Here is a 25,981-nt window from a genome sequence, read left to right on the forward strand (position 1 = left end):
CCCTTTATGGGGGCCTTTTTGTTGCCTGCGATTTGGTGAAAATCAAGCCGCGCGCTCATCCCCCGGACTGCGTTCGAAATAGCGTTTGTACTCGCGACTGAACTGCGACGTGCTCTGATACCCCACCCGATGCGCCACCTGCGCCACGCCCAGCCCCTCGGCGATCAGCAATGTCTGCGCCTTCAACAAACGTAAACGCTTCAGATACTGCACCGGCGACAGCAACGTGCTGCGTTTGAAATGCTCATGAAAGGTCGAAACACTCATGTTCGCGCAACTGGCCAGCGTCTCGACGTTCAACGGTTCGGTGTAGTGCGAGTGCAAATGGCTGATCGAAGCCGCCACCCGGGCAAACTGCCCTTGCTGCTCCACCAATGCCCGCAACACATCAGCCTGAGGTCCGCGCAACGCGACGAACAACAACTCCCGCACCCGTGCTGGCCCGAGAATCTGGCATTCCAGCGGATCGTGCAGACAGCGCAGCAGGCGTTCGACGCAACCGCGCATGTCATCGTCGAGCACCACCGAAGTCATCGACTCCGGTGTCTGCGCCGGAATATGCCGTCCCGGCGCCAGCCCCATGGCCAGCACCAGTTCACCGAGCAGCACCCGGTCGATCGCCACCGACACGCCGAGCAACGGCGCGTCCGGCAACGCGTAGGTTTCGCACTCGAACGGCACTGGCAACGCCTGAATCAGGTAGTGCCCGGCGCCGTACTCCATGGTGCGCGGCCCCAGATACGCCAGTTTGCTGCCCTGGGCGATGATCATCAGGCTCGGTTCATAAATGTGCGGGCCACGGGCGACGTCGCAACTGGCGCGCAACACCTGCACGCCCGGCAGCCCGGTCTGGCTGTAACCATCGCGCAGCGCCAGCGGTTCGATCAGCGAAACCAAGGTGGCGTTGGCATCAAGGTGACGGGTCAATTGCATCGGGTGGCTCTTCAGAAAAAATCACGGAAAAAGGGATGAAAGCATCATCGCAGATCCTTTTGCCAATGCGACTGATCAACCCCGCATGCCGGAGGATTAGGCATGACACCCGGAGGAATCGCCATGGCCGGACGACCGGACGGCGCCCAGAATGCGCCGCCTCACTTGTCACTGCTTTTGCGAGGTTTCACATGTACACCGCCATCGGCTATGCCGCTCAAACGGCCACCACGCCCCTCGCCCCGATGAAATTCGAACGCCGCAGCCCACGGGCCGACGACGTCGCCATCGAGATCCTGTACTGCGGCGTCTGCCACTCCGACATCCACCAGGCGCGCAACGAATGGGGCATCGCCGTTTACCCGTTGATGCCCGGCCACGAGATCGTCGGAAAAGTCACCGCCGTCGGTGAGAATGTCACTAAACACAAGGTAGGCGATCTGGTCGGCGTCGGCTGCATGGTCGATTCCTGCCGCACCTGCGAAGCCTGCCAGTCGAACCTCGAGCAATACTGCCTCGAAGGCCCGACCATGACCTATGCCACGCCCGACCGGGTCGATGGCAGCAACACCATGGGCGGTTATTCGGACAGCATCGTGGTCAGCGAGCACTTTGTGGTGCGCATTCCAGAGAAACTGGATCTGGCGGCTGCCGCACCGATTCTCTGCGCCGGCATCACCACCTACTCGCCGCTCAAGCACTACGGCGTGAAGGCCGGCGACAAGGTCGGGATTCTGGGCATGGGCGGCCTCGGCCACATGGGCATCAAGTTCGCCAAGGCCATGGGCGCTGAAGTGACGTTGTTCACCCGCTCGGCGAGCAAGGCCGAGGAAGGTCGTCGTCAGGGCGCCGATCATGTGATCGTCTCCACCGACGAAGAGCAGATGAAAGCTGCAGCCGGTCGTTTCGACTTCCTGCTGGACACCATTCCGGTGCAGCACGATCTCAACCCGTACCTCGACACCCTGCGCTTCGATGGCGTGCACATTCTGGTGGGCCTGATCGAACCGATCGATCCGCCGGTCCACGCCGCGAAACTGGTGCTGGGTCGTCGCGTATTGGCCGGTTCGTTGATCGGTGGCGTCGCCGAAACCCAGGAAGTGCTGGATTTCTGCGCCGAGCACAACATCAGCTGCGATATCGAGATGCTCGACATCCGCCAGATCAACGAAGCCTACGCCCGCATGATCGCCGGTGATGTGAAGTACCGTTTCGTCATCGACATGGCGACGCTGAAGCTCTGATTCCTCAGACCTTCAAGCCAAGTTCTGCCGAGAGCCGGGCCGTGACCCCTTTGATCAGGGGAATCAGCTCGGCCATTTTTTCCAGTGGCATGTACGGCACGGTGCTGGCGATGCTGATCGCCGCGACGATGCGCTTGCTCGCGTCGCGAATCGGCGCCGCCACGCAACGGATCGACGGTTCGTTGTCTTCCAGATCGAACGCGTAGCCGCCGGCCACGTATTCGGTCATCCGCTGCTCCAGCTGCTCCCACGACTGCTGGGGATGCTGCGGCCAGAACTGACTTTTCCCACCCGCCGGCAGACTGATGTCGTACAGACGCTGCCAGTCCTGCGGCGCGTCATCCAGCATCAGCGCCTTGCCGATCCCGGTCCGCGCCAGCGGCATGCGATGGCCGACCCGCGAGCGCATTTCCGGGCCGTTGCGCCCCGGATTCTTCAGCAAATAAAGCACCTCGTCGCCTTCGCGAATTCCCAGGTGAACGGTGTCCCCCGTCAGCGCCGACAACTCGTCCAGATAAGGCCCGGCCAACGTCACCAGCGGCAATTCTTCACGCGCCTGGAAACCCAGTTCGATCAGCTTCGGCCCCAGCAGATAACCGACTTGCGGCACGACGCGCAGGTAACGCTCGTCCACCAGACAACTGGCCAGACGATGGGTGGTGCTGCGCGTGGTGCCGATCAGGCGGGCAATCTCTTTGAGATCGCGGGCGCCACTGGCGACGGCCTGCACCACACCCAACCCGCGAAGCAGGGTCTGGGTGCCGGTCGGCGCGGCGTCCTTGGCGGTTTTTGGGGCGTCTTCCTGCATATCCAGCCTTTAGCGTTGAGCGAGGGAACGGGCGGCATTATGGTCGCCCGGCATGGCCGACTACAACTCGATGCGCTCGACCTTGCCCACCAGCAGCACGTAGGACAAAGCACCAATCAATGCCAGAACCGCGATGTAGGTGATCGCCGGGGCGAACGAATCGCCGCTGGCCAGGAAGCCGATGACAATCGGCGTGGCAATCGCCGACAGGTTGCCGATGAAGTTGAACACCCCTCCGGTCAAGCCCAGCAGCCGCGCCGGCGCCAGTGTCGAGACCAGCGACCAGGTGATCGAAGCCAGCCCGTTGCCAAAAAACGCCAGCGCCAGGAAGGCAATAACCAATGGTGTCGATTCGACGAAGTTGGCGCCGATGATCGAGGTGGAAATCAACAGCCCGCCAATGATCGGCAACTTGCGCGCAAACCCGACGGTGCAACCACGGCGAATCAGGAAGTCGGAAAAGAACCCGGAGCACAGCACGCCGATGAACGCGGCGAGAAACGGCAGCGACGCCAGCAGGCCGGACTTGATGAAGTCCATACCGCGATATTTCACCAGGTAGGTCGGGAACCAGGTCAGGAAAAACCACAGCGTCGAGTTCAGGCAGAACTGGCCGAGGTAGATCCCCCACAACTTGCGTTTGCTCAGGACGATGCCGAGATCGGTCCAGCTGAATTTCGCCTTCACCTTGGCGGTTTCGGCGGCGATATCCACCAGCCCGCCGCCCTCGCGGATCAGGTCGATTTCGCCTTGGTTGGCGCCTTTGAAATCACGCGGTTCGCGATACACCGCGTACCAGATCGCCGCCCACACGATGCCCACTGCGCCGGTCGCGACAAACACCATGTGCCAGCCAAATTCATGTTGCAGCCACGCCAGCACCGGGGTCAGGAATGCCAGCCCGACAAACTGCCCGGAGGTATAGAAGCCGATGGCCGTGGCCCGTTCACGCTCGGGGAACCAGGTCGTCACCACGCGGCTGTTGATCGGATACGCCGGTGCTTCCAGCGCACCGACCGCCATGCGCAGCACGAACAGGGCGATGAAACTGGCGGCGAAACCGAGCATCACCGTGGCCAGCGACCACAACAGCAGCGCGACGCTGTAAAGGATGCGCGGCGGCACCCGATCCACCAGCCAGCCGCCGGGGATCTGCATGGCGGCGTAGGTCCAGCCGAACGCCGAGAAGATCAGCCCGACGTGCACCGGGTCGATGCCCAGATCCGTCGTCAGTGCCGGGGCGGCAATCGACAGGTTGCTGCGGTCGAGGTAGTTGATGACCACGGTGATGAACAGCAACACCATGATGAAAAATCGCTTGCGGCTGGGCGTGACTAACGTCGCTTGCCCGGTGAGGGTTTGCGGTTGCATGGGGAGCGCCTCTTCTTATGTTTATTGAGGTCGGATTTAGCAGGCGAGATCGTTCCCACGCTCTGCGTGGGAATGCCTCTATGGACGCTCTGCGTCCGCTTTTGGGACGCAGAGCGTCCCGGGCTGCATTCCCACGCGGAGCGTGGGAACGATCTCGTAGTTCTCGTCGAGCTCACGGCAGAGAGTCAGCGACTCACCACTCGGCAAAACTGCCATCGGCATGGCGCCAGATCGGGTTGCGCCAGCGGTGGCCGACTGCCGCGCGTTCGATCACGTATTCCTCGTTGATCTCGATCCCCAGGCCCGGGCCGTTCGGGATCTTCACGAAGCCTTTGTCGTAGTCGAACACCCGTGGATCCTTCACATAGTCGAGCAGGTCATTGCTCTCGTTGTAATGGATGCCCAGGCTCTGCTCCTGGATAAACGCGTTGTAACAAGCGGCGTCCAGTTGCAGACACGCCGCCAATGCGATCGGCCCCAGCGGGCAGTGCAGTGCCAGCGCCACGTCGTAGGCTTCGGCCATGTTGGCGATTTTGCGAGTCTCGGTGATGCCGCCCGCGTGGGATGCGTCCGGCTGGATGATGTCGACGTAACCTTCGCTCAACACCCGTTTAAAATCCCAGCGCGAGAACAGCCGCTCGCCGAGGGCAATCGGGGTGCTGGTCAGCGGCGCCAACTCCTTCAGCGCTTCGTAGTTTTCGCTGAGCACCGGCTCTTCGATGAACATCAGTTTGTACGGGTCGAGTTCCTTCATCAGCACCTTGGCCATGGGTTTGTGCACCCGGCCATGGAAGTCGACGCCGATGCCGACGTTCGGCCCGACCGCATCACGCACGGCGGCAACGTTGGCCAGCGCCAGATCGACTTTTTCGAAGGTATCGAGAAATTGCAGCTCTTCGGTGCCGTTCATTTTCACCGCCGTAAAACCACGGCCCACCGCCTCTTTCGCGGCTCGCGCGGTGTCCGCCGGACGGTCGCCGCCGATCCACGAATACACGCGGATCTTGTCCCGCACCTGACCGCCAAGCAGATCGCTGACCGACACGCCCAGGGCCTTGCCCTTGATGTCCCACAGCGCCTGATCGATACCGGCGAGCGCGCTCATGTGGATCGCGCCGCCCCGGTAGAAGCCGCCGCGATACAGTACGGTCCAGATGTCTTCGATATTGCGTGGGTCTTTGCCGATCAGGTAGTCGGACAATTCCTCAACAGCAGCGGCGACCGTATGGGCGCGCCCTTCGACCACGGGCTCGCCCCAACCGGTCACGCCCTCGTCGGTTTCGACTTTCAGGAAGCACCAGCGCGGCGGGACGATGAAGGTGGTGAGTTTGGTGATTTTCATCTGCTTGTCTCTCTTGTTAGATGCAGCGCACGCAGCGCCGGAAAAGTCTTAGCGAAGGGCTTTCCAGGCCGCCACGTAGGCCTTGGCATTGGCCGCCACTTGCTCAGTCGTCATGCCCGGCTTGAACAGCCCGGACCCGAGGCCGAAGCCTTTGACGCCAGCGTCGATGAACGCCTGCATGTTGTCCGGCGTGATGCCGCCGACCGGCGCCAGAATCGTCCCGGCCGGCAACACCGCCAGCCAGGCTTTCACCACCGCAGGGCCCATCTGCTCGGCCGGGAACAGCTTGAGAATGTCCGCGCCCTCCTCCAGTGCCGCAAAGGCTTCGGTCGGTGTGGCAACGCCCGGCGACAGGTACAGCCCCGCCGCTTTCGCAGCCCGCAACACCTTGGCATCGCTGTGGGGCATGACGATGACCTGGCCGCCGGCCTCCTTCACCAATTCCACTTGTTCCGGGGTCAGCACCGTGCCGGCACCGATCAGGCAATCGGCGGGCAGGGTCTTACGCAGGATGCGAATGCTTTCGTACGGCGCAGGGGAATTGAGCGGTACTTCGATGACGCGAAATCCGGCCGCATACAGGACTTCTCCGACAGCGGCGGCTTCCTGCGGATGCAGGCCGCGCAGGATCGCGATCAGACCGTTTTGCGCCAGTGCTTGCTTGAGCATGTCAGGCCTCCAGTCAGGGTTAACGGGATGAGGAATCGATCAGTCCGGCGGCGAGCGCCAGTTGCCACAGACCACGCTCGGTGGCCTGTTCGGCCAGGGTCACCCGGGCGAAACCGCAGGCGTCGAGGGCACGGCTGTAGCGGGCGCACAACTGCGCGTTGCCGATGAGGATGATCGAAGGAAGATGTGTGCTGTTGCGCCGGCGTCGTTGCACGGCGGCCAATGCTGTCAGCTCGTGGCCGATCAGCAGGCCGGACAGATAGTCCGGTTGCGCGGTGGCGCCGAGTGCACCGGTCAGGCCCAGGCTGCGGGCGCTGAACAGGGTCGACAGCACGCCGATTTCGCCTTCTGCCGACAACGCCACCTGCACGCCGCGATCAAAGGCCTCGGCGTCAAACGTCGCGCTGTGCTGTTGGGTACGGCCGAGAATGCTGTGCTCGCTGAGCACGGCGAACACTTCGCCGGTCATGAAGGTGTCGAAACGGGTGATGCAGCCATCGGCCACTTCCACCCATTTCGAATGACTGCCCGGCAGGCCGATCAGCAGATCGTTGCCCGCCTCGACCGGCAGATTCTGCAGGACGCCGAGGACCTGGGTTTCCTCGCCGCGCATCACGTTCGGCAGCGTCGAACGCTGAATCACACCCGGCACGATGTGCACATTTACACCGCGAAGACTGCGAACGGTTTGCAGGGATTTTCCGAGATCGGCCACGTTGGCCGGCGTATCGCGGTAGGACGCTTCGCGCCAGCCCTGGGCGCTGCCGACCATGCCGCAGGCAATCACCGGCAAGTCGGGCTGCGCGTCGAGCCAGTCGCCGCACGCCTCGTCGAACGCCAGTTCAAAACCGTCGGAGCATTCACGACCGTTGATGACCCTCGGCGTCTTCGGCAACTGCATGATCCCGAACGACAGCGACCGCTGCGCCAGCACCTGCCCGCCCGCCGCGAGTTTGTAAGCACGTAGTGAGGTCGTCCCCCAATCGAGCGCGATCAATTGCGCCAGCATCGCTTCACCTGTTTTGTTATTGGCAGTGAGTGAGCTGGACTATAGACCTCTCAAGTGTGAAATCTCAATATGTAATTTTGCATCCCATATTTTGGGACACGCCAAATCTACATCGTCATGGCTTCCAGCCCTTCGTCAAACAAGCAAAGCTTGAAACTTTCAGGGTAATTCGAACCAAAGACATGTGTATCGCCCTGAGCATCACTCAGCCCCTCTTCTTCCCTTCCATCCGGACGCTTGATGATGTAGCGCACGTTCGGTTGGGGTTTTCGCGTCTGGGCATCGACAATTCGGAATTTGCCATTCAGCGGTGCAAACGAACTTAATAACCCACTGTAAGGCAGGCCACTGCACACGCCGCCATGAACGATGGTATCTCCTGCGTGGTAGCGTCTCTCCGTAATGCAAATTTGCTCAAACTGCAGCCATGATAGCGGCCGAAGTTCTGGCGGCAATATTACATACTCCGGCGCTGTAATTACTTTTTCAACCTCAGCAACAATCCGAGAGGTGGGAACATACATAACCTTCGAATAATAAGCGTTATAAAAAGTAGCCGTTATTGTTGCCTGACACGGAATATAGTCCTGCTTGCCCAACAACGACAACAACACCTCCTTTCTGATTGTTCTGGAACTACTACCCTGATCAACATCCTCTTCAAACCTGAACCACACATCAAACTCATAACGCCGATCACCCTCCACAATATGAACATCGTGGACGACACCATCACCGTAAAGACGAATTTTGTGAAGTATGGAAAAATCAACATCACCATCCAGCGAGCACTTCAACCAAGTGCCGACCTGCTCATTAACACCATGCGCCCTGTATAAATTGACCAAATCCCTGTCAGACCGGAAGCGAAAATTGTAATACCCGCCCTTGTATTCAATAGATGTAAATTCAATCCGGGGCGCTGGTACATGCAACTGCATACAGGAGGTACACATCGCAAACAAAACAACCAAAAGCAACCTTGCCATCACCGCTCCCAACAACTCACAAAACTCCACAAACCGACCGCAGACGATCAGAAACCTAGCAGGATACTTCATTGAACATTCGGATTACCCGATAAAGCAGAAAAAATATCATTAACCGGAATATACAGTAACCCTGTGTAGTACGCCTTGTAACCAGTCGCGGTAACAATGACTTTACAAGGGACATGCGTCTTATCAGCCAGCAAGCCGCGCAGCGCGTCACGAGTTAGATATCTAGAGCTTGCCTTGTTGTTCGCCACGTCTCTAAATGAGATCTTGGCTATATAGTCGAATCGCTCTTTGTTCAAAGCCATCTTGTTTTCTTCAATCAGACCCACTGCAGCCTTCGAGATTGTGTGCTCAATAGAGAAATCGGCATCATCGGCCAACGCGCAAATGAACACCTGATCATAGCTATTGGTTTTTTTCTCACGCCAAAACAGCTCCAGCAGTTCCGTATTGGAATGAAATCCAACATCAAAATAGACACTATCCTGATGAGGCACTATTGAATCAAATTCAATCAGTGCGGGGGGGATTCCACTAGACTTCGCGCACGAGGCACAAAGTATCGAGATCACGAATAAAATGACAAACCTCATTGACCTGCTCCCAAGTAACCTGCAATAGACTCAGCAGACAGGTCCAACGCGGACTGGCCACATTCCAGCTTGGTTTCATAGAGGATTCTCGCTGAATAGTGGTGAAACCTGACAATTCCCATCACGTCAGGCCCTGACTCGATATCCCATTTACCACCCAGCCACGCCACAAAATCGGTTCTATCCATTTCGGCGGGTTCGGCACGAACGTTAATCCACGTTTCAGCCTTCGGGGTTGGTTCAGACCAATATATGTCCGAGATTAATGCCACTCCCACACCTTCACCTACAGGGTCCAATGTGACCAGCATTTTTACGATGTAACCCTTATCAGTCAGAATTTGCGAGAGGTGTGCGCCATTCCATCCACCCAAACTGTGGCCGACGATATAAACGTGCGCGGACTTATGAGGAAGCCTGGAGAACACAAATTCCTCCAGATCGGAATCACCTTTAGCGTCGTTGTAGCCCATGTAATAGGGCTGGAATTTATCGCCATACTTCCCGCCCAACCGTCCTTCCAAGGCTTCCATAGCCCGTAAAGTGTAGTTACTCGGCCCATCAAAATAGTAACTTTCCGAGTCACCCGCACCACCAATAAAAAAAGCTACAACTTCTCTGGCAAGCGTAACGGGTTTGACCTTCTGATCTTCTTTTGTCGTCAGCTCATGGCTGGCAACCAGTCTCCCCATGCATCCTTGAACAGCTCCGTTTTGGACGCCCATCGGCATTACTCCACGTACAGTTTGATGGTTTCTTTGAGGTGCGAACTGACAGTATGAGTATGCCCCCCAGCGTCAGTGACTCCTCGCTCCAGCGTCCCATCCGCCCGCTCGATGGCATAGGCAATGTAGGGCAACGGCTCGCCGCTAGATTCATCTACGATCTGCATCCGATCATTGAAATGCACCGGCATCGGCAACAACCCACTAAACGCCGCTCCTCCCCCGCTTTGTCCAATAATCACCGTCCCCGACCCACCGACCACGACATTGCCGTGCCCGCCGGTGCTGTCGAGCATCGCGGCATTCAGGCCGTTGATGAAGACCGTGGCGGAAACACCGCCGGTAATCGGGCTGCCGCACGCCGATTTATCGGTCATGCGCGCAGCGGCGAGTCCGTCGAAGAACACGTCCGGCGAGCCGGAGACAATCGGGTTGTTGCCGTGGCCAGGCAGTGGGCAGGCGGTTGGGTCGGTGACGCGTGCAGCGGGTTTACCACTCAATTCAAAGCTCCTTGCTTCAGAGGTTCCGGGTGAGGCTGATAGAGATCGACGTCGGTCGCGGCGAAACGCCAGCGGTTGTCGACGGAATCAAACAGCGCGTGACAATGCTCGCGGCTGTTCGGGGGTGTGAGGGTTTGCAGTTGTTGCCAGGCTTCATCGGCAAACCAGTTCAACTCTGCAGTTGTGGCGTCGTCGAGTTTGTTGAGCCAGGTGTTGTAGCCGGTCAGTCGATGCTGGTCGTAGGTGGTTTGCAGCAGCTCGGCCATTTGTGGGCCCAGTTCCAGATAGCGCTCGGCTGTCCAGCGGCCGGTTTCCGAGTAGACGTACCAGCCCATCGGCGATAGCAGGCCTTGGTGGAAAATCGATTGCCCGGCGGGCGCGACAAAACCGCAGCACACGTGCAGGGCCAGCCATCCTTGATGCGCATCGATAAATCCGTTCGGATCGAACGTGCGCAGCGGTATCACCCGGTAGTCATCGAAGCCCGCACTGCGCGTCATCAGCTCGGCATCGAGGCGCGAGACAAACGCACGGATGGCTTTGCCGCCCATGCGATTCACCGTGCAGAGGATGTCCACCGGTTGGCGGTTCGGGTTGTCGCTTGAGCCGAGGTTTTTGACCAGACCGTACAGGCGGATCGACGCCCGTAGTCCGCTCATCGCCGGTCACTCGTTGACGCAGCGAAGGCTCCACGGGCGTGGAGAAAGAGTGCCAGAGGCATTGCAGGTGTCGTCCGTGAGCGCGCAAAAATGGCGCGTAGAATGCCGGACCAGAGCGGTTTGGACAATCGAATCAGTAATCAGATTGCCACTATTTACTTAGCCCTCGGCAAACTCGCGCAACACCTTGCCATCCATGCGATACCTCACCCATTCCTCCTGCGGTTGGGCGCCGAGGGATTTGTAGAATTCGATGGCCGGGGTGTTCCAGTCCAGCACGCTCCATTCGAAGCGGCCGCAGTCGTTGGCGCAGGCGATTTTCGCGAGGTGGCGCAGCAGGGTTTTGCCGGCGCCGCCGCCCCGTTGTTCGGGGGTGATGTAGAGGTCTTCGAGGTACAGGCAGTTGCTGCCCAGCCAGGTCGAATAGCTGAAGAAGAACACCGCAAAACCGATCGGTACGCCGTCGCGCAGGCAGATCAGACCGTGAGCGGTGGCGCCTTCGCTGAACAGGCTGCGCTCGATGTCGGCGACACTGGCGATGACTTCGTGACGGGCCTTTTCGAAGTCTGCAAGTTCAGTGATGAACGCGAGGATTTGCGGAGCATCGCTGGGGGTCGCCGGGCGGATTTCGATCGTCATGGACGGGCCTTGTCGGAAAAAGGAAAACGCCATACTAAGGCGGCGCGCGGCGCTCGTCACATGGCAAAGCAAACACTACCCTACTCAATCACAGAAACACCGCAGTTCATGTGGGAGCGAGCCTGCTCGCGAGGCGATCGTAAGGTCGAAGCCTTCATCGACCGACCAGACGTCATCGCGAGCAGGCTCGCTCCCACAGGGATTTTTGTCTGGCTGGAAGGATATTCATGAACGCATTCGAACCACTGGCCTCACTCGCCGCCGAACTGCTGCCCCACGCGCTGGAACCGTCGGAAGACGGCGCCCATGACCTTTCGCATCTGCAACGGGTCTGGCACAACGCGCGCACCTTGCAGGCCGAGGAAGGCGGCGATCTTGAAGTCCTTCTGGCAGCGGTGTTGCTGCACGATTGCGTGGCGGTGGAAAAGAACTCGCCGCTGCGTTCACAGGCATCACGCCTGGCAGCGGAAAAAGCCTCAAAGGTGCTGGCAAACCTGAACTGGCCCGAAGCCAGAATCGACGCCGTCATCCACGCCATCGAAGCCCACAGCTTTTCCGCCAACATCACCCCGCTTACCCTCGAAGCGCGACTGGTGCAGGACGCCGACCGTCTCGACTCCCTCGGCATGCTCGGCGTCGCCCGCACCTTCTACACCGCCGGGCGCATGGGCAGTGCGCTATACGACCCGCACGATCCCGAGGCCCGGGAAAGGGACTACGACGACAAGCGATTCTGCCTCGATCATTTCCAGACCAAACTGCTGCACCTCGCCAACGGTTTCCAGACCGTTGCCGGTCAACGTCTGGCACAGCTCCGTCATCGACGCTTGAAAGGTTTCATGGAGCAATTCAAGGAAGAGATCGGCCTCGAAAGCGCTCAGCCCTTCTGAACCGTTCGTCGATCATCAGGCACCAATCCTTCACGAGGGCAGACCAAAAGGAGGTAAGGATTTCAATCACTGGAGACACCCTATGATCTCGTCAAGGTTGACTGCGCTCGTATTCGCTACCCTCCTCAGCCCGGCGGTATTCGCCGCCTCGACTACCGCTGCCGGTACCGGACCGACCGATCCGGTTACCCAGCCAAGAGCCCCCGCCATCAACAGTGCCCCCGGTATGAATACCGACGGTTCGGGTGTACCGCTGATCAATCAGCCACCCGCCACGGGAACAGATCCTCGCACCCAAGGCAGCGATCCCGGACGCCAGGGCGGCATGAACACCCCCGACGCTCCGGCCGCCCCCGACAACGCCGGTCCCGGCGTCGGCTCGAAAACCACCACGGGTGGTTCGGGCTCTGAAGGCGCAGGACAGTGATCCGTGCTTCATCCACGCAACGTGTCTTATCCACTTCCCTGAAGAGGTAACCATGAACGTCGATAAAAACCTGGAGAAAGAAGTCCTCACCCGCCTGCTGCATGCCCACCCGAGCGGCCTCGGCAAAGAGGTGCTGGACAATTATCGCGGCGAGAAAGTCGTGGCCAGTGCCCTCGCCGCCTTGCAGGAGCGTGGACTGATTCACCACGGACACATCACTTGCAATGAAGCAGGAGAGCATTCGCTGAATCTGCCGATCAAGCTCAGCGCTGCAGGTGTGGAAGCGGCGCGTAAACTCGATACCTGACGCTTGCGGTCACTGGCGCAGGCAGTGTTCGAATGCATTGCCTGCGCCAGCTCATACCGGGATTCATCCAACCACCAGGAGACTCGCCATGCCTCGTGGAAGCAAAGCCAAATACACGGAAGAACAGAAGCGCAAAGCCGAACACATCGAAGACAGCTATCAGAACAAAGGGATGTCCAAGGACGAAGCCGAGGCTCGCGCCTGGGCGACTGTGAACAAACAGTCCGGCGGCGGCGAGAAGGCCGGAGGTTCCGGGCGTCGGAAACCGGCCAGCGCCAAAGCTGCGGATCGCAAGGAGTCGGCGCGGCGCGCGACAGTAAGCCGCGAGGGACATTCGCGCGATAGCAAAGCTTCACGCGAAGTGCAGACGGTCGACAGCCTGCGCAAGGAGGCCCGGGAGCGGAAGATTCCCGGGCGTTCGTCGATGCGTAAAGATGAGTTGATTGCGGCGTTGCGCAGAGCCGGCTAGGTCCAGACTGGATGTAACGCCTGAAGGCCTTATCGCTGGCAAGCCAGCTCCCACAGAAATCAAAGTGCTCGCAAAAACTGCGCCCCCTACTGAAACCTGTGGGAGCTGGCTTGCCAGCGATTGCGATCGTTCAGTCAGTGCATTTTTTGCTGATCAGCACATCAACCTCCGCAGTGCCAGGAGCGGTCGCCGGGCCCCACCGAGTGACCGCTAACGCAGCCGCAGCGTTGGCGCGCCGGGCGGCTTCGTGAGCGGCCAGTCCTTGTGCCAGCCCGGCGACGAATACGCCTGCATGCGCGTCACCCGCGCCGTTGCTGTCCACCGCCTGCACCTTGAAACCCGGCACGTGCTGACGCTCGCCGCGCTGATGAATCCAGCAACCTTGCGGACCGTCGCGCACGACCATCAGCACATTCTGTGACAGGTGCACGGTCAATCGGTCCAGCGCGGTTTCGATGTCAGCCGCGCCCGTGAAACGCAGCGCCTCGACGCTATTGCTGGTCCACACATCGATGCGCGGTAGCAACGCTTGCATCATCGGTGAGTCCGGCGATTCCACCAGCGGGCCCGGATCGAACACCACGTTGATCGTCTTCGGCAACGCCAGCGTCCAGTCCAGCAACGCCTGGGCCTTGCCGCTGTGCAGCAGGCTGTAGCCGCTGACGTAGACGTAATCTCCCGCCTCGGCGGCAACGCTGCTTAGCTCCGCCGCCGTCACCTCACCTTCGGCGCCGATGTAGGAAATGAAACTGCGCTCGGCCGACGCATCGGTCAGCGCCACGCAGATCCCGGTGTCGCGTTCCGCAGGCTGTTCGATGCCGATGCGAATGCCTTCGGCGTTCATCGCCTGCCGTGCCAGATCACCGAAACGCCCATTGCCATGACGGCCGAGATAGACCACCGGCAAGCCATTACGCGCGGCGGCAGCCATCACATTGAAACCGCCGCCGGCTTCGAAACTGGCGGACTGCGCCAGCACGTCACCGCCGATTTGCGGCAGCGCATCCACGGCCATGACCAGGTCGATGATGACCTGGCCGGTGTGCAACATCTTAGGCATGAGCATTCTCGGATTGCGCAGCGCGGCGATCTCTCGCCCCGCCGAGTACGAAGTAAATGCCGCCGGCGACCACGAACGTCACGATCCAGCCGAGGCCGTTGTGGCCCAGCCACGAGTCGGACAGGAAGCCCTTGAACCAGACATTCTCGGCGGTGGTACCGATGGTGGTGAAACTGAAGCCCAGCACGATCGCGATCGCCCACGCGCCGAATGCGCGCCACTCGATGCCGCCGCTGTACCAGTAGGCGCTGCTCGGGCTGACGTCGAGCAGGTCTTGCGGGCTGTAGTAGTGACGGTGAATCAGGTCGACCACGAAGATCCCGACCCACGCGGTGATCGGCACTGCCAGCAGGGAAATGAAGGTGATGAACGGGCCGTAGAAGCTGTCGGCGATCAGCATGAAGTAGATCGAACCGGCGAAGATCGCCACGATGTCGACCACCACCGCGTACACGCGCTTGACCTTCAGGCCGAGGGTCAGCGTGGTCAGGCCGGCGGAGTACACCGACAGGTTGTTCGACAACAGCAGGCCGCCGAATGCGGTGATCAGGTACGGCACGGCCATCCAGGTCGGCAGCATGTCGCGGATCGCCACGATCGGGTCAGTCGCCGACGCCAGATCGTTGTTGCCCACCGACAGCAGGCCGCCGAGGGTGATCAGCAGCACCAGCGGAATCCCCGCACCGAACGCCGCCGAAGCGACCAGGCGCACGGCTTTGACGCTGCGATGTTGATAGCGCGACATGTCGGCGCCAGCATTCGCCCAGCCGATCCCGGTGCCGGCGGCCATGGTGCCGATGCCGATGATCATCGCGCTGATTGGCGCCGGCGTGGCGTTGAACACCGCGCTCCAGTCGATAGTCGCGCAGAGGAAGCCGCCGACCAGAATGTTCAGGGCGCCGAACACGTAGGTCGCCCACTTCTGGATCACCAGCAACGTGGCGTGGCCGAGGCCGGATACCGACAGGGTCAGCAGCACGAAAATCGCGATGAAGATCAGGGTCAGCACCGGCGCGCTTTTGGCTTCCACCGGCGAGCCGAACAGGATCGAGCACAACGACAACAGCACGAACGCAGCCGTTGTGGTGTTGACGGTTTCCCAGCCCAGGCGCGACATCAGCGACACCAGCGTCGGGCCGATATTGCCGCGCACACCGAAGATCGCCCGCGACAGCGTCAGGCTCGGCGCACGACCGCGACGGCCGGCAATCGAGATGATCCCAACCACCGCGAACGAACCGGCAGCGCCGAGGATGGCGACGATGATCGCCTGCCAGATCGCCAGGCCGCGAAAGGCAACCAGCGTGGCGCCCAGCGGCAGGCCGAGGATGGAAATGTTGGCAGCGAACCAGACCCAGAACAGTTGCAGCGGATGACCGTTGCACTCGCCTTCCGGCACCGGTTCGATGCCCCGGGTTTCCAGCTGCCCGGCGCTTTGCCCGGCGTTCGATGAACTCATGAAAAATGCTCCTGTTTGCCTTTATTGTGGTTGTGGCAATGACGCAGAACGACAAGACATCCCGCCCTTCCTGGGCCTGTCTGCACGATCCATTGCGGGTGAATATTCAGGGTTTGTGGTGCGTCCATCGCGAGCAGGCTCGCTCCCACAAGTACGGCGTTACCCCTGTGGGAGCGAGCTTGCTCGCGATGGCGTCAGCCCGGTCAACGCAGGGCCAAAAGCCCCTGCACCAACGGTTCCAGCTCCAGACCATTGACGGACTTCACCGTCTCGATCATCGGCGCCGGCCAGCTCTGCAGGCCCAGGCAGGCCCCGAGCATGGCGCCGAGAATCGCGGCGATGGTGTCGGTGTCGCCACCCAGGCTCGCGGCCATGCACAGCGCATCGAACGGCGTCATTTCACCGACCGCGACTTGCTGCGCGAGGGCGAACGACACCACCACCGATTCCTGCGAGGCCACCGAGGTGCCGATCACGTCGTACAGCAGATCCGCGAGCAACACCGGGTCGCTCTCGACACTGATGCTGCGCGCCCAACTGATCCGCGAGGCGATGCGCCCGCCGGCCACCCAGTGCCCATGCGCTTCCGCTTGCTGGGCGATCTGTTGACCGAGGTTCAGCGCCTCGCCCAGATCCAGACCGTTGATGCCGGCCGAAACCACCGCCGCCACCGCCGCCGCGCTGGAAATCCCCAGCGTGGTGTTGTGAGTGACCTGACAGGCCTGCACCACCGCCGCGATAAAGCGCTCGGGATCGGCGACATCCGCCGCGATGCCCACCGGGGTGATGCGCATCGCTGCGCCGTTGGTGGTGCCATAACGCCCGGCCTCTTCCGGCGAATGGCCGGCGAGGATCATTTCGATCGCACGTTTGGTCGACGGGCCGAGCAAATCCTGCGAGCCCTTGGCCTGCATCTCGGCTTCCCATTCGATCAGCCGTTGCGCGAGCACCGCCGGTTCGATCCGGCCCTTGCCTTCAACCAGCAACTCGCCGACCAGAATCGCCTGTTCGGTGTCGTCGGTGATCGAGCCTTTGGGCATGTTCGCGGCAATCGGCTGCAAGGGGCCGGCGTCCTGCAGGTCGGTGATCTGGCCGAAGCGCTGCTTGATGGTTTCGCGGTTCAGGGATTGGGTCGGCATGCCCAGCGCGTCGCCCAGGGCAAGGCCATAAAACGCGCCCAAGGCACGGTCGAGGGCGGTCATTTCGATTCTCCAAATTGCAGGTGCAGACGGAAATGCACCGGGTCGAGCAGGCTTTCGACCTGTTCCATGAAACGGTTCTGCCGGTCGTAGGTGGTGCGCAATGCCTTGAGGAACACCGTGCCTTCTGGGCGGCCGAGCAGTTCGGCGTCCACGGCGTTGAGCGGTTCGGCGCCGATCCATTGATCGCCGCGCTCGCCGACGTAGCCGTAGGCGGCCAGGGTGATGGTCAGGGAATTGTCGATCAGGCCGACCCTCGGCAGGCTTTCCAGGCCTCCGGTGGCGGGCATCAGAGAACGTTCGAGGGACACCGCCGTGCCGTCATTGGAGCGTCGGCGACGTTCGAGAAGAATGAATTGATCGGAGCCGAAACGCGGAAGCAGATCCTCGCGGGTCACGGCCTCCAGACGCAGCACATCGGTATTGATCAGCGCCCCGCTGTCGGCCAGGGCCTGGGCCCAGCCGCTGCGCTGGTCGAGCACCACCCCGTCAAACGTGACGATGGAGCCGACCCCGCTTTGCGTGGCGATGTAATTGCGCCGCTTCAGTTCGGCCAGCGCTTCGCGCAACGTGCCACGGCTGACGTTGAATTCCTGAGCCAACTGATGCTCGCCGGGCAACAGAAAGCCGTCCTCCATGAGACCGCTTTCGATGCGTCGGACGAGCTCGTCGACCACCCGTTGTTTCTTGTCAAATCGTACCTGTCTAATCATGTACAAAGTGATAACCGAAACAAGACAGGACGAGCAAGGAGTATTTATCTGGAAGTGACGGAAGGTTCGGTAGATAAGGGGAATTGTGGGAGCGAGCTTGCTCGCGATAAGGCCTGAACATCCAACATCAAAGTGCCGGATCTACCGCTATCGCGAGCAAGCTCGCTCCCACAGGGTATTGCGGATTACCGTTGCTTGAGTCGGTCGATAACCACAGCCAGCAATAGAATCGAACCCCGAATCACATACTGATAAAACGTGTCGATATTCTTCAGGTTCATCGCATTCTCGATAATCGCCAGAATCAACACCCCGGCAATCACATGCCGGATCATCCCGATCCCGCCACTCAGCGACACCCCGCCCAGCACGCAAGCCGAAATCACCGTCAGCTCAAAACCCTGCCCGATCATCGGCTGCCCGGAAGTCATCCGCGAAGCCAGAATCACCCCCGCCAGCGCACCGATCACCCCATGCACCGCGAAGATGATGATCTTCGTGCGGTCAACATTCACCCCTGCCAGCAGCGCCGCTTCCTGATTGCCGCCGATGGCCATGGTGTTGCGCCCGTAGGTCGTGTAATTCAGCAACCAGCCGAAAAACAGGAAGCAGACGATGGTGATCAGGATCGGCACCGGCACGCCGAACAACTGGCCGTTGCCAAATACGAAGAACGACTCCTGGGACACACCCACCGCTTTACCGTTGGCAAAAATGTAGGCCAGGCCACGGACGATCTGCATGGTCGCCAACGTCGTGATCAGCGCATTGACCCGCAACTTGGCGATCACGATGCCGTTGATCAGGCCGACGATCAGGCCCATCACCAGCGCCGCGCTGACGCCGAGAAACACGCTATTGGTATCGCGCATGACCACCGCCGCCACCACCCCGGCGCAGGCAATCACCGAACCCACCGACAAGTCGAAATGTCCCGACGCCAGGCAATACAACATGGTGCACGCGGCGATCCCGGTGGTGGAAATCGCCAGGCCCAGGCCACGCATGTTCAGTGGCGAGAGGAAGTTGTCGATCAGCAAGGTGCAGGCGACAAAAATGCCCACCGCCGCCAGCAGCATCACCCAGTCATCGAGGAAGCGCCGCATATCCAGAGGTTTGCGCTCGGTCGGCAGGGTTTCGTTTTGGGTTGTCATCATAGTCACCTCTCAGTTCGCCACGCCGTCAGCGCGGTGGCGCGGCAAAGCCAGTTGCAGCAGGTTGGATTCGTTGGCCTGGTCGCGGCTGACTTCGCCACGCAGGGCGCCCTCGCACAGCACCAGAATGCGGTCGGAAATACCCATCACTTCCATCAGATCGCTGGACACCACGATCACCGAAATACCGTCGGCGGCCAGGTTATGGATGATCTGGTAGATCTCGGCCTTGGCACCGATATCGATGCCCCGGGTCGGCTCGTCGAGTAGCAGGACTTTCATCGGCATCGACAGCCAGCGGCCGAGAATGGCTTTCTGCTGATTGCCGCCGGACAGGAACTTGATCTGTTGCCCGGCGTGGGGCGTTTTCACTTTCAGGGCCTTGATCTGTTTGTCGGCGTTGCCCTTTTCCCAGATCCCGCGCAGCAGGCAACCGAGCCCGGAGTTCGCGCCGCGGGCACTGATGTTGATGTTCTCGGCGACGCTGGCGAGCGGGATGATGCCCTCCTTCTTGCGGTCCTCCGGGCACAGCAGAATCCCGGCGGCAATCGCATCGCGGGGCGAACGCAGCTTCAGTTCATGGCCGCGCAATTCCAGTCGTCCGGCGGTGTTGCGCTCAAGACCGCTGAGCAGCCGGAACAGCTCGGTGCGCCCTGCCCCAACCAGTCCGAACAGGCCCAGAATCTCGCCTTTGTGCGCATCGAAACTGATCGGCTCGCGCAGGCCCGGGCCGAGCAATCCATCGACTCTCAGCGCCACGGCACCGCGTGGACGACCGCGATAATCGTAGATGTCCTGAATGTCGCGCCCGACCATGCAAGTCACCAGTTGATCGTGGGTCAACTGACTCATGTCGTCGAAGGTACGCACGTAACGGCCGTCCTTGAACACCGTCACCGCGTCGCAGATGCGGAACACTTCTTCCATGCGATGGGAGACGTAGAGCACCACTTTGCCCTCGTCGCGCAGTCGGCCGATGATCGCCATCAACCGGTCGATTTCCCGCGCTGACAGGCTGCTGGTCGGTTCGTCAAAGGCAATCACATGCGCGCCACGGGACAGCGCCTTGGCGATCTCCACCAGTTGCCGCTGACCGAGGGACAGGCGTCCGACCTTGGTCTGCGGGTCGATTTCATCGGCCAGGCCTTTGAGGCAGGCCAAGGCTTGCTGGCGCAGCGCGCCGCGATTGATCAAGCCGAAACTGGCTGGCAGGTGACCGAGAAACAGGTTCTCGGCCACGGTCATTTCCGGCACCAGATGCAACTCCTGGTGAATCACCGCCACGCCGCTGCCGATGCTGTCGGCGGTGGACTTGAACGCCATCGTCCGCTCGCCGATCTGCAGCTCGCCGCTGCTCGGGATGTAGGCACCGCCGAGGATTTTCAGCAAGGTCGATTTGCCGGCGCCGTTCTCGCCCATCAAAGCGTGAACCTGCCCGGGGTGAGCGACGAAACTGATGCCGTCCAGCGCCTTCACGCCCGGGAAGGTCTTGCCGATCCCGTTGAAACGCAGGCTGCCGCTGGCGCTGTGTTCTTGTGTCTGTACTTGCGCGTGCATTTAAGCCACCTCATCACACCGTTCAAACGGCCCGGCTGCCCGGGCCGCCGCTGCCGTCAGTTCCACAGGCCGATCTTCTCCAGCTCCTGCTTGAAGTTGTCGCGGGTGATCAGGGTGACGTCGTCCATCGCGGTGTACTTCGGCGGTTCTTTGCCGGTGGTGACCCACTCGTACATCATGCTCGCGGTGTTGTAGCCCTCGATGTGCGGGCTCGGCAGCATCGAACCGTAGAAGCCGCTGTTGGGCTTTTTCAGCTCGCCGATCGCATCGGTGCCGTTGATGCCGATGCCGATCACGTTGGCCGCGGCAAACCCGGCGGCTTCGGTGGCGCGCACGCCGCCGAGCACGGTGTTGTCGTTCATGCCGCCGATGATCAGGTTCTTCGCCGCGCCCGGCAGCTTGACCAGCGCCGAGTTGGTGGCGTCCATGCTGCCCGGTACGTCGAGGGTTTTCAGGGCGGCGGTCAGAATGTGATCTTTCGGCATGCCTGCATCTTCGAGGGCTTTCATCGAGCCGTCGGTGCGCTTCTTGCCGGTGTCGAGTTCGTTGTAGGTGTTGACCACCGCGTAGGTGTCTTTCCAGTCCCAGTTACGCTTTTTCGCCTCGGCGGCCATGGCGGCGCCCTGCTTCTGGCCGACTTCGAACGCGGCCATGCCGAGGTACGGCACGTCCTCCATGAACTTGCCATTGGCGTCGACGAAGCGGTCGTCGACAGCGATGACTTTCAAATCATTGAGCTTGGCCTTGGCCATGATCGCAGGGCCGAGGGACACGTCCGGCGGGCAGATGACGAAGCCCTTGGCGCCGTTGGCCGCGAGGCTGTCAATGGCCGAGAGCGTTTTCTCGCCGTCCGGTACGGCGATCTTGATCAGCTCGAAGCCTTTGTCCTTGGCAGCTTTCTCGGCGAAGGCCCATTCAGTCTGGAACCACGGCTCTTCGGCCTGCTTGACCAGGAAACCGATCTTCACCGGATCGGCGGCCAGCAGCGAACTGCTCAGGCTGAACGCAGTGACCGCCAGCGCGGTACTGCACAGGGTACGAATCCCGAAACGACGTTTCATAAGCAGACTCCTTGTTATTTTTCTTGAGCGTTATTTGAAAAGCGTTACAGCGGTCGAAGCGTTTCCCGCAAATCATGACGACAATAGTCATATCGTATGATGATTGGATTTCAGGCGGACCTTGCCACCTGAAATCCGGATTTTCAGTCGTGGTACATCACCGAACGACCACCATCGATGGTGATGCACGAGGCGTTGATGAACGGCGCTTCATCACTGGCCAGGAACACGGCGGTCATCGCCACTTCAATCGGCTGACCGATGCGTTTCGGTGGATGCAGATCGAAGGCGCGCTGGCGTTCGACATGCGGGTCGGCGAAGCCGTTCCAGTAATCGACGTTGAGCTGAGTTTCGATATAGCCCGGGGCGATGGCGTTGACGCGAATCCCCTTCGGCGCGTACTCGATGCCCAGCGCGCGAGTCAGGCCGAGCAACCCGTGCTTGGCCACCGGGTACGGGAAGCAGCCGGGAATGATGTTCGTGGAGTGGGTGGAGGCGATGTTGATGATGCTGCCGATGCCTTGCTCGATCATCTGCGGCAGCACGGCCTTGCAGCCATACCAGGCGCCGTCGAGGTCGATGGCGAAGCAGCGGCGCCAGTCCTCTTCGGTCATTTCCAGCGGATCGCGGAATACGTTGACCCCGGCGCAGTTGACCAGCACGTCGATGCGACCGTGCAGCTCGATGGCCAGTTTGGCCATGGCGTGCAGATCCTGCTGACGCGAGACGTCGGCCTTGATCGCCTGCACATCGGCGCCCTGCTCGCGCCAGTGCGCGGCGACTTTCTCGACCTTTTCAGCCTGGATATCGCTGATCACCAGTTTGGCCTGCTGCGAGGCGAAGGTCGCGACGATTGCTTCGCCGATGCCTTGAGCGGCGCCGGTCAGCAATACGACCTTGTTTTTCAGGCGCTCACCTTTCGGTGGCTCGGGCACCGGTGGCAGGGACAGAGGTTCAGCCATGAATCAGGACTCCTGTTCGAAAGCATAAAAAAACCGGGCATCTGACGATGTCCGGTCTGGAAGGCTTCTGGAACAAAACAGGCGAGCGCACGCCGCGGCACCGAAACGGCCCGAAGCGCTGACTCCGCTGTGGAGTGCAATGGAAATTCGCTGCATCACTTCACCTGTTTTGTTCTTTTTAAGTGTGAGTGCGTGTTACTGCTGGAGCCGACTATAAACCCGACCGCCGAATAATCTCAATATATAATTTTGCATCCCATATTTTGGGATTTAACCGGCAAATCGCGTACAGAGCTTTCCGGCGACATCCACCTGCAACGACAGCACGGCGCCGTCCAGCGGGTGGTTCAGAGGACTTTTGGCGCTGGTGATGTACAGGGTTTTCAGGTCTTCGCCGCCGAACACGCAACTGGTCGGGCGGCTGATCGGCAGATCGATCTTGCGGTCGACCTGGCCATCCGGCGTCAGGCGCAGCAGGCAGCTGCCGTCCCAGCGGGCGTTCCACACATAGCCTTCGGCGTCCATTGCCGAACCGTCCGGGCCGCCGTGCTGATCGCCGCTGTACCAAGGCTGGGCGGTGTCGAGGTTGCCGTCGGTGTGGATGAAGTAGCGGTACAAGGTGCTGTCGAGGCTGTCGCCGAACAGCAGCGTGGTGCCGTCGTCACTCCAGAGCAGCGTGTTGGGGATGCCCAGACCACGCAGCAATGGCGTGACGCGTTTATCCGGATCAACCCGGAACAGTCCGCCGGAACGACGGGTGATCGGCAGATCTTCACCCTCCTCGCCGATGTTGTTTTGCATGGTGCCGAGCCACAAGCGGCCCAGGCCATCGCAACGCGCTTCGTTGGCGCGATTGCCCGGTTGCGGGTCGGCGACGCAGAACAGCGTCAGTCGCGGCTCAAGTCCGGGGGAATCGAGATCGAGCCGGTAAACGCCGCTGCTCAGGGTCACCAGCGCGTCGCCGCTGGCACAGGGAATGAACGCCGAGACGTGCTCCGGCATCTGCCAGATCTGCACGTTCTGCCCGATCAGCCGCAGCGCCTGCTTGCCGGCGATGTCCACCCAGTACAGCGCCTGGGTCGGGGCGTCCCAGAACGGGCCCTCGCCCAGTTGCGCCCGATGTTCTGTCACCGCAGTCCACGTCATGCAACCTCCTGTCTTGTTGTTTTTGTCAGCTGGCTTTTTTGTCGGCCATCACCTGCGGGTAGAACCGCTTGATGGCCAGGTCGGCATTGTCGATCAGGGTCATGCAGGCCCACACCCCGCGCGCGGCATCCCGTGCGGCGATGGCGTCGGCCATGTCTTTGTGGATGGGCAAAGTGCGGCGCAGTTCGTCAGGATCGGCCGCAGAGACTTCGAAGGACACGGCAAGCAGCGCGCCGAGGGCCGGCACCATTTGCTCGATGAATTGATTGTGGCTGGCGGCCAGGATGCACTCATGGAAAAACTGGTCGGCGCGGTTGTAATCGATGCCGCTGTCGACCGCCCGCTCGAGCGCGTTGTAAGCCTGCTGCACGGCTTGCACCTGTTCGACGGTCGCCCGCTCGCAGGCCCAGCGCACCGCCATCGGTTCGATGGTGCGGCGCAGGTCGAGCAGATCATCGACGAAGTTTTCCGGCAGGCCGCTGCGTGACAACCAGCCGACGACTTGCGGATCGAAAAGATTCCAGCGCTTGATCGGCAGCACCCGCGTGCCGACTTTCGGCCCGACTTCGAGCATGCCTTTGGCGACGAGGGTCTTGATGGCTTCGCGGATTACGGTGCGACTGACCCCGAGCTGCTCGCCCAGATCGGCCTCGACCTTGATCGCCTGCCCGGGTTTGACCTGGCCGGCGGCAATCCAGGCGCCCAGCCAGTCAACCGTTGATGCGTGAAAACTGCTCGACATGGACACCCCGAAGCCGTTCGCTGTGGATGCCCACGCTAATCATCATACGATTAAGAGTCAACGACAAAAAACCGCAGCCTGCTTTCACAGACTGCGGTTTTTTTAAGGTTCGAGACCGATGCGGAAGAACTCGCCGCCGCTCCAGACGCCGAGCCAGCGCTGGCCATCGATTTCACGGCTGACTGCCAGTTCAACCAATTGGTAGAACACGTTGCGGTGGATTAGCGCTTCGAGATTGGTGCGTACATGCACGTAAGGTGCGGGCTCTTGCGTGGTCGGATCGATCTCGACCCGGATCGGATGTTCCGCGCCGGCCTCGGTGGTTTCATCGACATTGGTGGTGAAGCGCAGCACTTGCGCCTCACCCTCGCCTTCCACCTCGACGGCAATCGCCACGAATGGTACGTCGTCGACCTTGATCCCGACTTTCTCAACCGGAGTAATCAGGAAATAGTCATCGCCGTCGCGGCGGATGATGGTGGAGAACAGCTTGACCATCGGCTTGCGCCCGATCGGCGTGCCCAGGTAATACCAGGTGCCGTCGCGGGCGATGCGCATGTCGATGTCGCCGCAGAAATCCGGGTTCCACAAGTGCACCGGCGGCAAGCCTTTGGTTTTGGGGATTTGCCCCAGCAGGTCATTGGCTTTTTGCGGGCCACTCATGGCGTACTCCTTGAATTACTGGTCCCCGACGCCCAGCAGGCTGCGCGCGTACTGCGCAAGCGGTGGGCCGATCAGGTCTTCGGGCTTGTTGTCGTGGAACGTCAGTAAACCGCCACGACTCTTGATCCGTGCAGTATCAATCAAATACTGGGTGCTGGTCTCGATCAACATGATCTGAATCACGCCGCCGTCGATACCGAGGCGATCCACTGCTTCCTGATCCAGCCATTCATCGGAGTTGCCGATGCGGTCGTCCGCCTTGGCGAAACGGGTGTACAGCAGGTAGTGGGCACCGGCGTCGCGAGCTTCGCCCATCGCCTGATCGAGGCCTTCCGGCGCGCGGGCGCGGCGGACCATCGGGAAGTATTCGACGAAGCCTTTGAAGGCCTCTTCGGCGACGACGTTGGGACGCGGGTAAGAACCACCCGGCGGCGCGAACGAGCCTTGCGCAATGTAGATGAACGAATCCGGCTGAATACGGAAATTGTTTACGCGGCGGCTGTCGCTGTGATCCAGCAGCCCAGCGTCGCTCATCTGGTAGCGAGTCCCTTCGGCCATGTCACTGACAGTCATACAGCCGCCCAGCGCCAAAACGGCCAGCAGCAAAACCAGGCTACGCATACTAATCCTCCAGAAGCCGGTGACGGAAAACCGGCGAATGGCCGTAGGATGCAGCTTTTGC

The 25,981-nt window shown here is 60.6% G+C and carries 29 protein-coding genes; 5 read left to right on the forward strand and 24 right to left on the reverse strand.

Annotated elements, in window-relative coordinates:
* Positions 1–42: 42 nt before the first annotated feature.
* Positions 43–933, reverse strand: coding sequence for an AraC family transcriptional regulator (locus AC0R79_RS22415; RefSeq protein ID WP_007950856.1), 891 nt, complete (start codon positions 931–933; stop codon positions 43–45).
* Between the two features lie 191 nt (positions 934–1,124).
* Between AC0R79_RS22415 and AC0R79_RS22420 the strand changes: the two genes are divergently transcribed.
* The gene (locus AC0R79_RS22420) at positions 1,125–2,177 is read left to right on the forward strand and encodes an NAD(P)-dependent alcohol dehydrogenase (RefSeq protein ID WP_127799276.1); all 1,053 of its coding nucleotides are present in this window, start codon (positions 1,125–1,127) and stop codon (positions 2,175–2,177) included.
* 4 nt (positions 2,178–2,181) lie between these two features.
* On the opposite strand, the gene AC0R79_RS22425 is transcribed toward AC0R79_RS22420, so the two are convergent.
* From AC0R79_RS22425 to AC0R79_RS22475, 11 genes are all read right to left on the reverse strand, one after another.
* Positions 2,182–2,985, reverse strand: coding sequence for an IclR family transcriptional regulator (locus AC0R79_RS22425; RefSeq protein ID WP_007950852.1), 804 nt, complete (start codon positions 2,983–2,985; stop codon positions 2,182–2,184).
* A gap of 60 nt (positions 2,986–3,045) precedes the next feature.
* Complete coding sequence (locus AC0R79_RS22430) at positions 3,046–4,356, reverse strand: MFS transporter (RefSeq protein WP_273898538.1); 1,311 nt, start codon at positions 4,354–4,356, stop codon at positions 3,046–3,048.
* Between the two features lie 193 nt (positions 4,357–4,549).
* On the reverse strand, positions 4,550–5,698 hold the full coding sequence (gene dgoD / locus AC0R79_RS22435) for a galactonate dehydratase (protein ID WP_007950849.1): 1,149 nt from the start codon (positions 5,696–5,698) through the stop codon (positions 4,550–4,552).
* 48 nt (positions 5,699–5,746) lie between these two features.
* On the reverse strand, positions 5,747–6,367 hold the full coding sequence (locus tag AC0R79_RS22440; protein WP_474731735.1) for a 2-dehydro-3-deoxy-6-phosphogalactonate aldolase: 621 nt from the start codon (positions 6,365–6,367) through the stop codon (positions 5,747–5,749).
* A 19-nt stretch (positions 6,368–6,386) separates the two neighbouring features.
* A complete protein-coding gene (locus AC0R79_RS22445) occupies positions 6,387–7,376 on the reverse strand; it encodes a 2-dehydro-3-deoxygalactonokinase (protein ID WP_375747667.1) in 990 nt (329 codons plus the stop codon).
* 107 nt (positions 7,377–7,483) lie between these two features.
* A complete protein-coding gene (locus AC0R79_RS22450; protein ID WP_474731736.1) occupies positions 7,484–8,437 on the reverse strand; it encodes a hypothetical protein in 954 nt (317 codons plus the stop codon).
* On the reverse strand, positions 8,434–8,967 hold the full coding sequence (locus AC0R79_RS22455) for a hypothetical protein (RefSeq protein ID WP_127799284.1): 534 nt from the start codon (positions 8,965–8,967) through the stop codon (positions 8,434–8,436). The genes AC0R79_RS22450 and AC0R79_RS22455 overlap by 4 nt, the downstream gene beginning before the upstream one ends.
* Positions 8,964–9,692 (reverse strand): alpha/beta hydrolase, encoded by a 729-nt coding sequence (locus tag AC0R79_RS22460; RefSeq protein ID WP_127799286.1) that lies wholly within the window; start codon positions 9,690–9,692, stop codon positions 8,964–8,966. Before AC0R79_RS22460 ends, AC0R79_RS22455 begins: the two co-directional genes overlap by 4 nt.
* Before the next feature lie 5 nt (positions 9,693–9,697).
* Positions 9,698–10,192 (reverse strand): PAAR domain-containing protein, encoded by a 495-nt coding sequence (locus tag AC0R79_RS22465; RefSeq protein WP_375747668.1) that lies wholly within the window; start codon positions 10,190–10,192, stop codon positions 9,698–9,700.
* A complete protein-coding gene (locus AC0R79_RS22470) occupies positions 10,189–10,851 on the reverse strand; it encodes a hypothetical protein (RefSeq protein ID WP_375747669.1) in 663 nt (220 codons plus the stop codon). The genes AC0R79_RS22465 and AC0R79_RS22470 overlap by 4 nt, the downstream gene beginning before the upstream one ends.
* A 159-nt stretch (positions 10,852–11,010) precedes the next feature.
* On the reverse strand, positions 11,011–11,490 hold the full coding sequence (locus AC0R79_RS22475; RefSeq protein WP_085607298.1) for a GNAT family N-acetyltransferase: 480 nt from the start codon (positions 11,488–11,490) through the stop codon (positions 11,011–11,013).
* A 227-nt stretch (positions 11,491–11,717) separates the two neighbouring features.
* Here AC0R79_RS22475 and AC0R79_RS22480 point away from each other — a divergent pair, with 227 nt between their 5' ends.
* From AC0R79_RS22480 to AC0R79_RS22495, 4 genes are all read left to right on the forward strand, one after another.
* A complete protein-coding gene (locus tag AC0R79_RS22480; protein ID WP_474731737.1) occupies positions 11,718–12,380 on the forward strand; it encodes an HD domain-containing protein in 663 nt (220 codons plus the stop codon).
* A gap of 82 nt (positions 12,381–12,462) precedes the next feature.
* Positions 12,463–12,807, forward strand: a complete 345-nt coding sequence (locus tag AC0R79_RS22485) for a hypothetical protein (RefSeq protein ID WP_039770633.1) — start codon at positions 12,463–12,465, stop codon at positions 12,805–12,807.
* 52 nt (positions 12,808–12,859) lie between these two features.
* A complete protein-coding gene (locus AC0R79_RS22490) occupies positions 12,860–13,114 on the forward strand; it encodes a hypothetical protein (protein WP_011335416.1) in 255 nt (84 codons plus the stop codon).
* A gap of 88 nt (positions 13,115–13,202) precedes the next feature.
* Positions 13,203–13,583, forward strand: a complete 381-nt coding sequence (locus AC0R79_RS22495; protein ID WP_474731738.1) for a Rho termination factor N-terminal domain-containing protein — start codon at positions 13,203–13,205, stop codon at positions 13,581–13,583.
* Positions 13,584–13,713: 130 nt separating this feature from the next.
* Here AC0R79_RS22495 and AC0R79_RS22500 read toward each other — a convergent pair whose 3' ends face one another.
* From AC0R79_RS22500 to AC0R79_RS22555, 12 genes are all read right to left on the reverse strand, one after another.
* Complete coding sequence (locus AC0R79_RS22500) at positions 13,714–14,643, reverse strand: PfkB family carbohydrate kinase (RefSeq protein WP_474731739.1); 930 nt, start codon at positions 14,641–14,643, stop codon at positions 13,714–13,716.
* Positions 14,636–16,102: a purine-cytosine permease family protein gene (locus tag AC0R79_RS22505; protein ID WP_474731740.1), complete on the reverse strand. Its 1,467-nt coding sequence runs from the start codon at positions 16,100–16,102 to the stop codon at positions 14,636–14,638. The genes AC0R79_RS22500 and AC0R79_RS22505 overlap by 8 nt, the downstream gene beginning before the upstream one ends.
* A 203-nt stretch (positions 16,103–16,305) precedes the next feature.
* Positions 16,306–17,304: an ADP-ribosylglycohydrolase family protein gene (locus tag AC0R79_RS22510; protein ID WP_474731741.1), complete on the reverse strand. Its 999-nt coding sequence runs from the start codon at positions 17,302–17,304 to the stop codon at positions 16,306–16,308.
* On the reverse strand, positions 17,301–18,014 hold the full coding sequence (locus AC0R79_RS22515) for a GntR family transcriptional regulator (protein WP_007950828.1): 714 nt from the start codon (positions 18,012–18,014) through the stop codon (positions 17,301–17,303). Before AC0R79_RS22515 ends, AC0R79_RS22510 begins: the two co-directional genes overlap by 4 nt.
* Before the next feature lie 185 nt (positions 18,015–18,199).
* Complete coding sequence (gene araH, locus AC0R79_RS22520; RefSeq protein WP_011335422.1) at positions 18,200–19,168, reverse strand: L-arabinose ABC transporter permease AraH; 969 nt, start codon at positions 19,166–19,168, stop codon at positions 18,200–18,202.
* 12 nt (positions 19,169–19,180) lie between these two features.
* Positions 19,181–20,725 (reverse strand): L-arabinose ABC transporter ATP-binding protein AraG, encoded by a 1,545-nt coding sequence (gene araG / locus AC0R79_RS22525; RefSeq protein WP_007950823.1) that lies wholly within the window; start codon positions 20,723–20,725, stop codon positions 19,181–19,183.
* 56 nt (positions 20,726–20,781) lie between these two features.
* Positions 20,782–21,786, reverse strand: coding sequence for a substrate-binding domain-containing protein (locus tag AC0R79_RS22530; RefSeq protein ID WP_007950821.1), 1,005 nt, complete (start codon positions 21,784–21,786; stop codon positions 20,782–20,784).
* A 143-nt stretch (positions 21,787–21,929) separates the two neighbouring features.
* Entirely contained in the window at positions 21,930–22,748 is an 819-nt protein-coding gene (locus tag AC0R79_RS22535; protein ID WP_474731742.1) for an SDR family oxidoreductase, read from the reverse strand.
* Positions 22,749–23,018: 270 nt separating this feature from the next.
* Positions 23,019–23,894 carry an SMP-30/gluconolactonase/LRE family protein gene (locus tag AC0R79_RS22540; protein ID WP_474731743.1) on the reverse strand — a complete coding sequence of 292 codons (876 nt, stop codon included), beginning with the start codon at positions 23,892–23,894 and terminating at the stop codon, positions 23,019–23,021.
* Positions 23,895–23,919: 25 nt separating this feature from the next.
* Complete coding sequence (locus AC0R79_RS22545; protein ID WP_007950814.1) at positions 23,920–24,636, reverse strand: FadR/GntR family transcriptional regulator; 717 nt, start codon at positions 24,634–24,636, stop codon at positions 23,920–23,922.
* 102 nt (positions 24,637–24,738) lie between these two features.
* The gene (locus AC0R79_RS22550) at positions 24,739–25,299 is read right to left on the reverse strand and encodes a DUF1285 domain-containing protein (RefSeq protein ID WP_127799304.1); all 561 of its coding nucleotides are present in this window, start codon (positions 25,297–25,299) and stop codon (positions 24,739–24,741) included.
* Between the two features lie 15 nt (positions 25,300–25,314).
* On the reverse strand, positions 25,315–25,920 hold the full coding sequence (locus tag AC0R79_RS22555) for a DUF4823 domain-containing protein (RefSeq protein ID WP_007950810.1): 606 nt from the start codon (positions 25,918–25,920) through the stop codon (positions 25,315–25,317).
* Between the last annotated feature and the right edge of the window lie 61 nt (positions 25,921–25,981).

Source organism: Pseudomonas sp. HD57-3 (assembly GCF_056113135.1).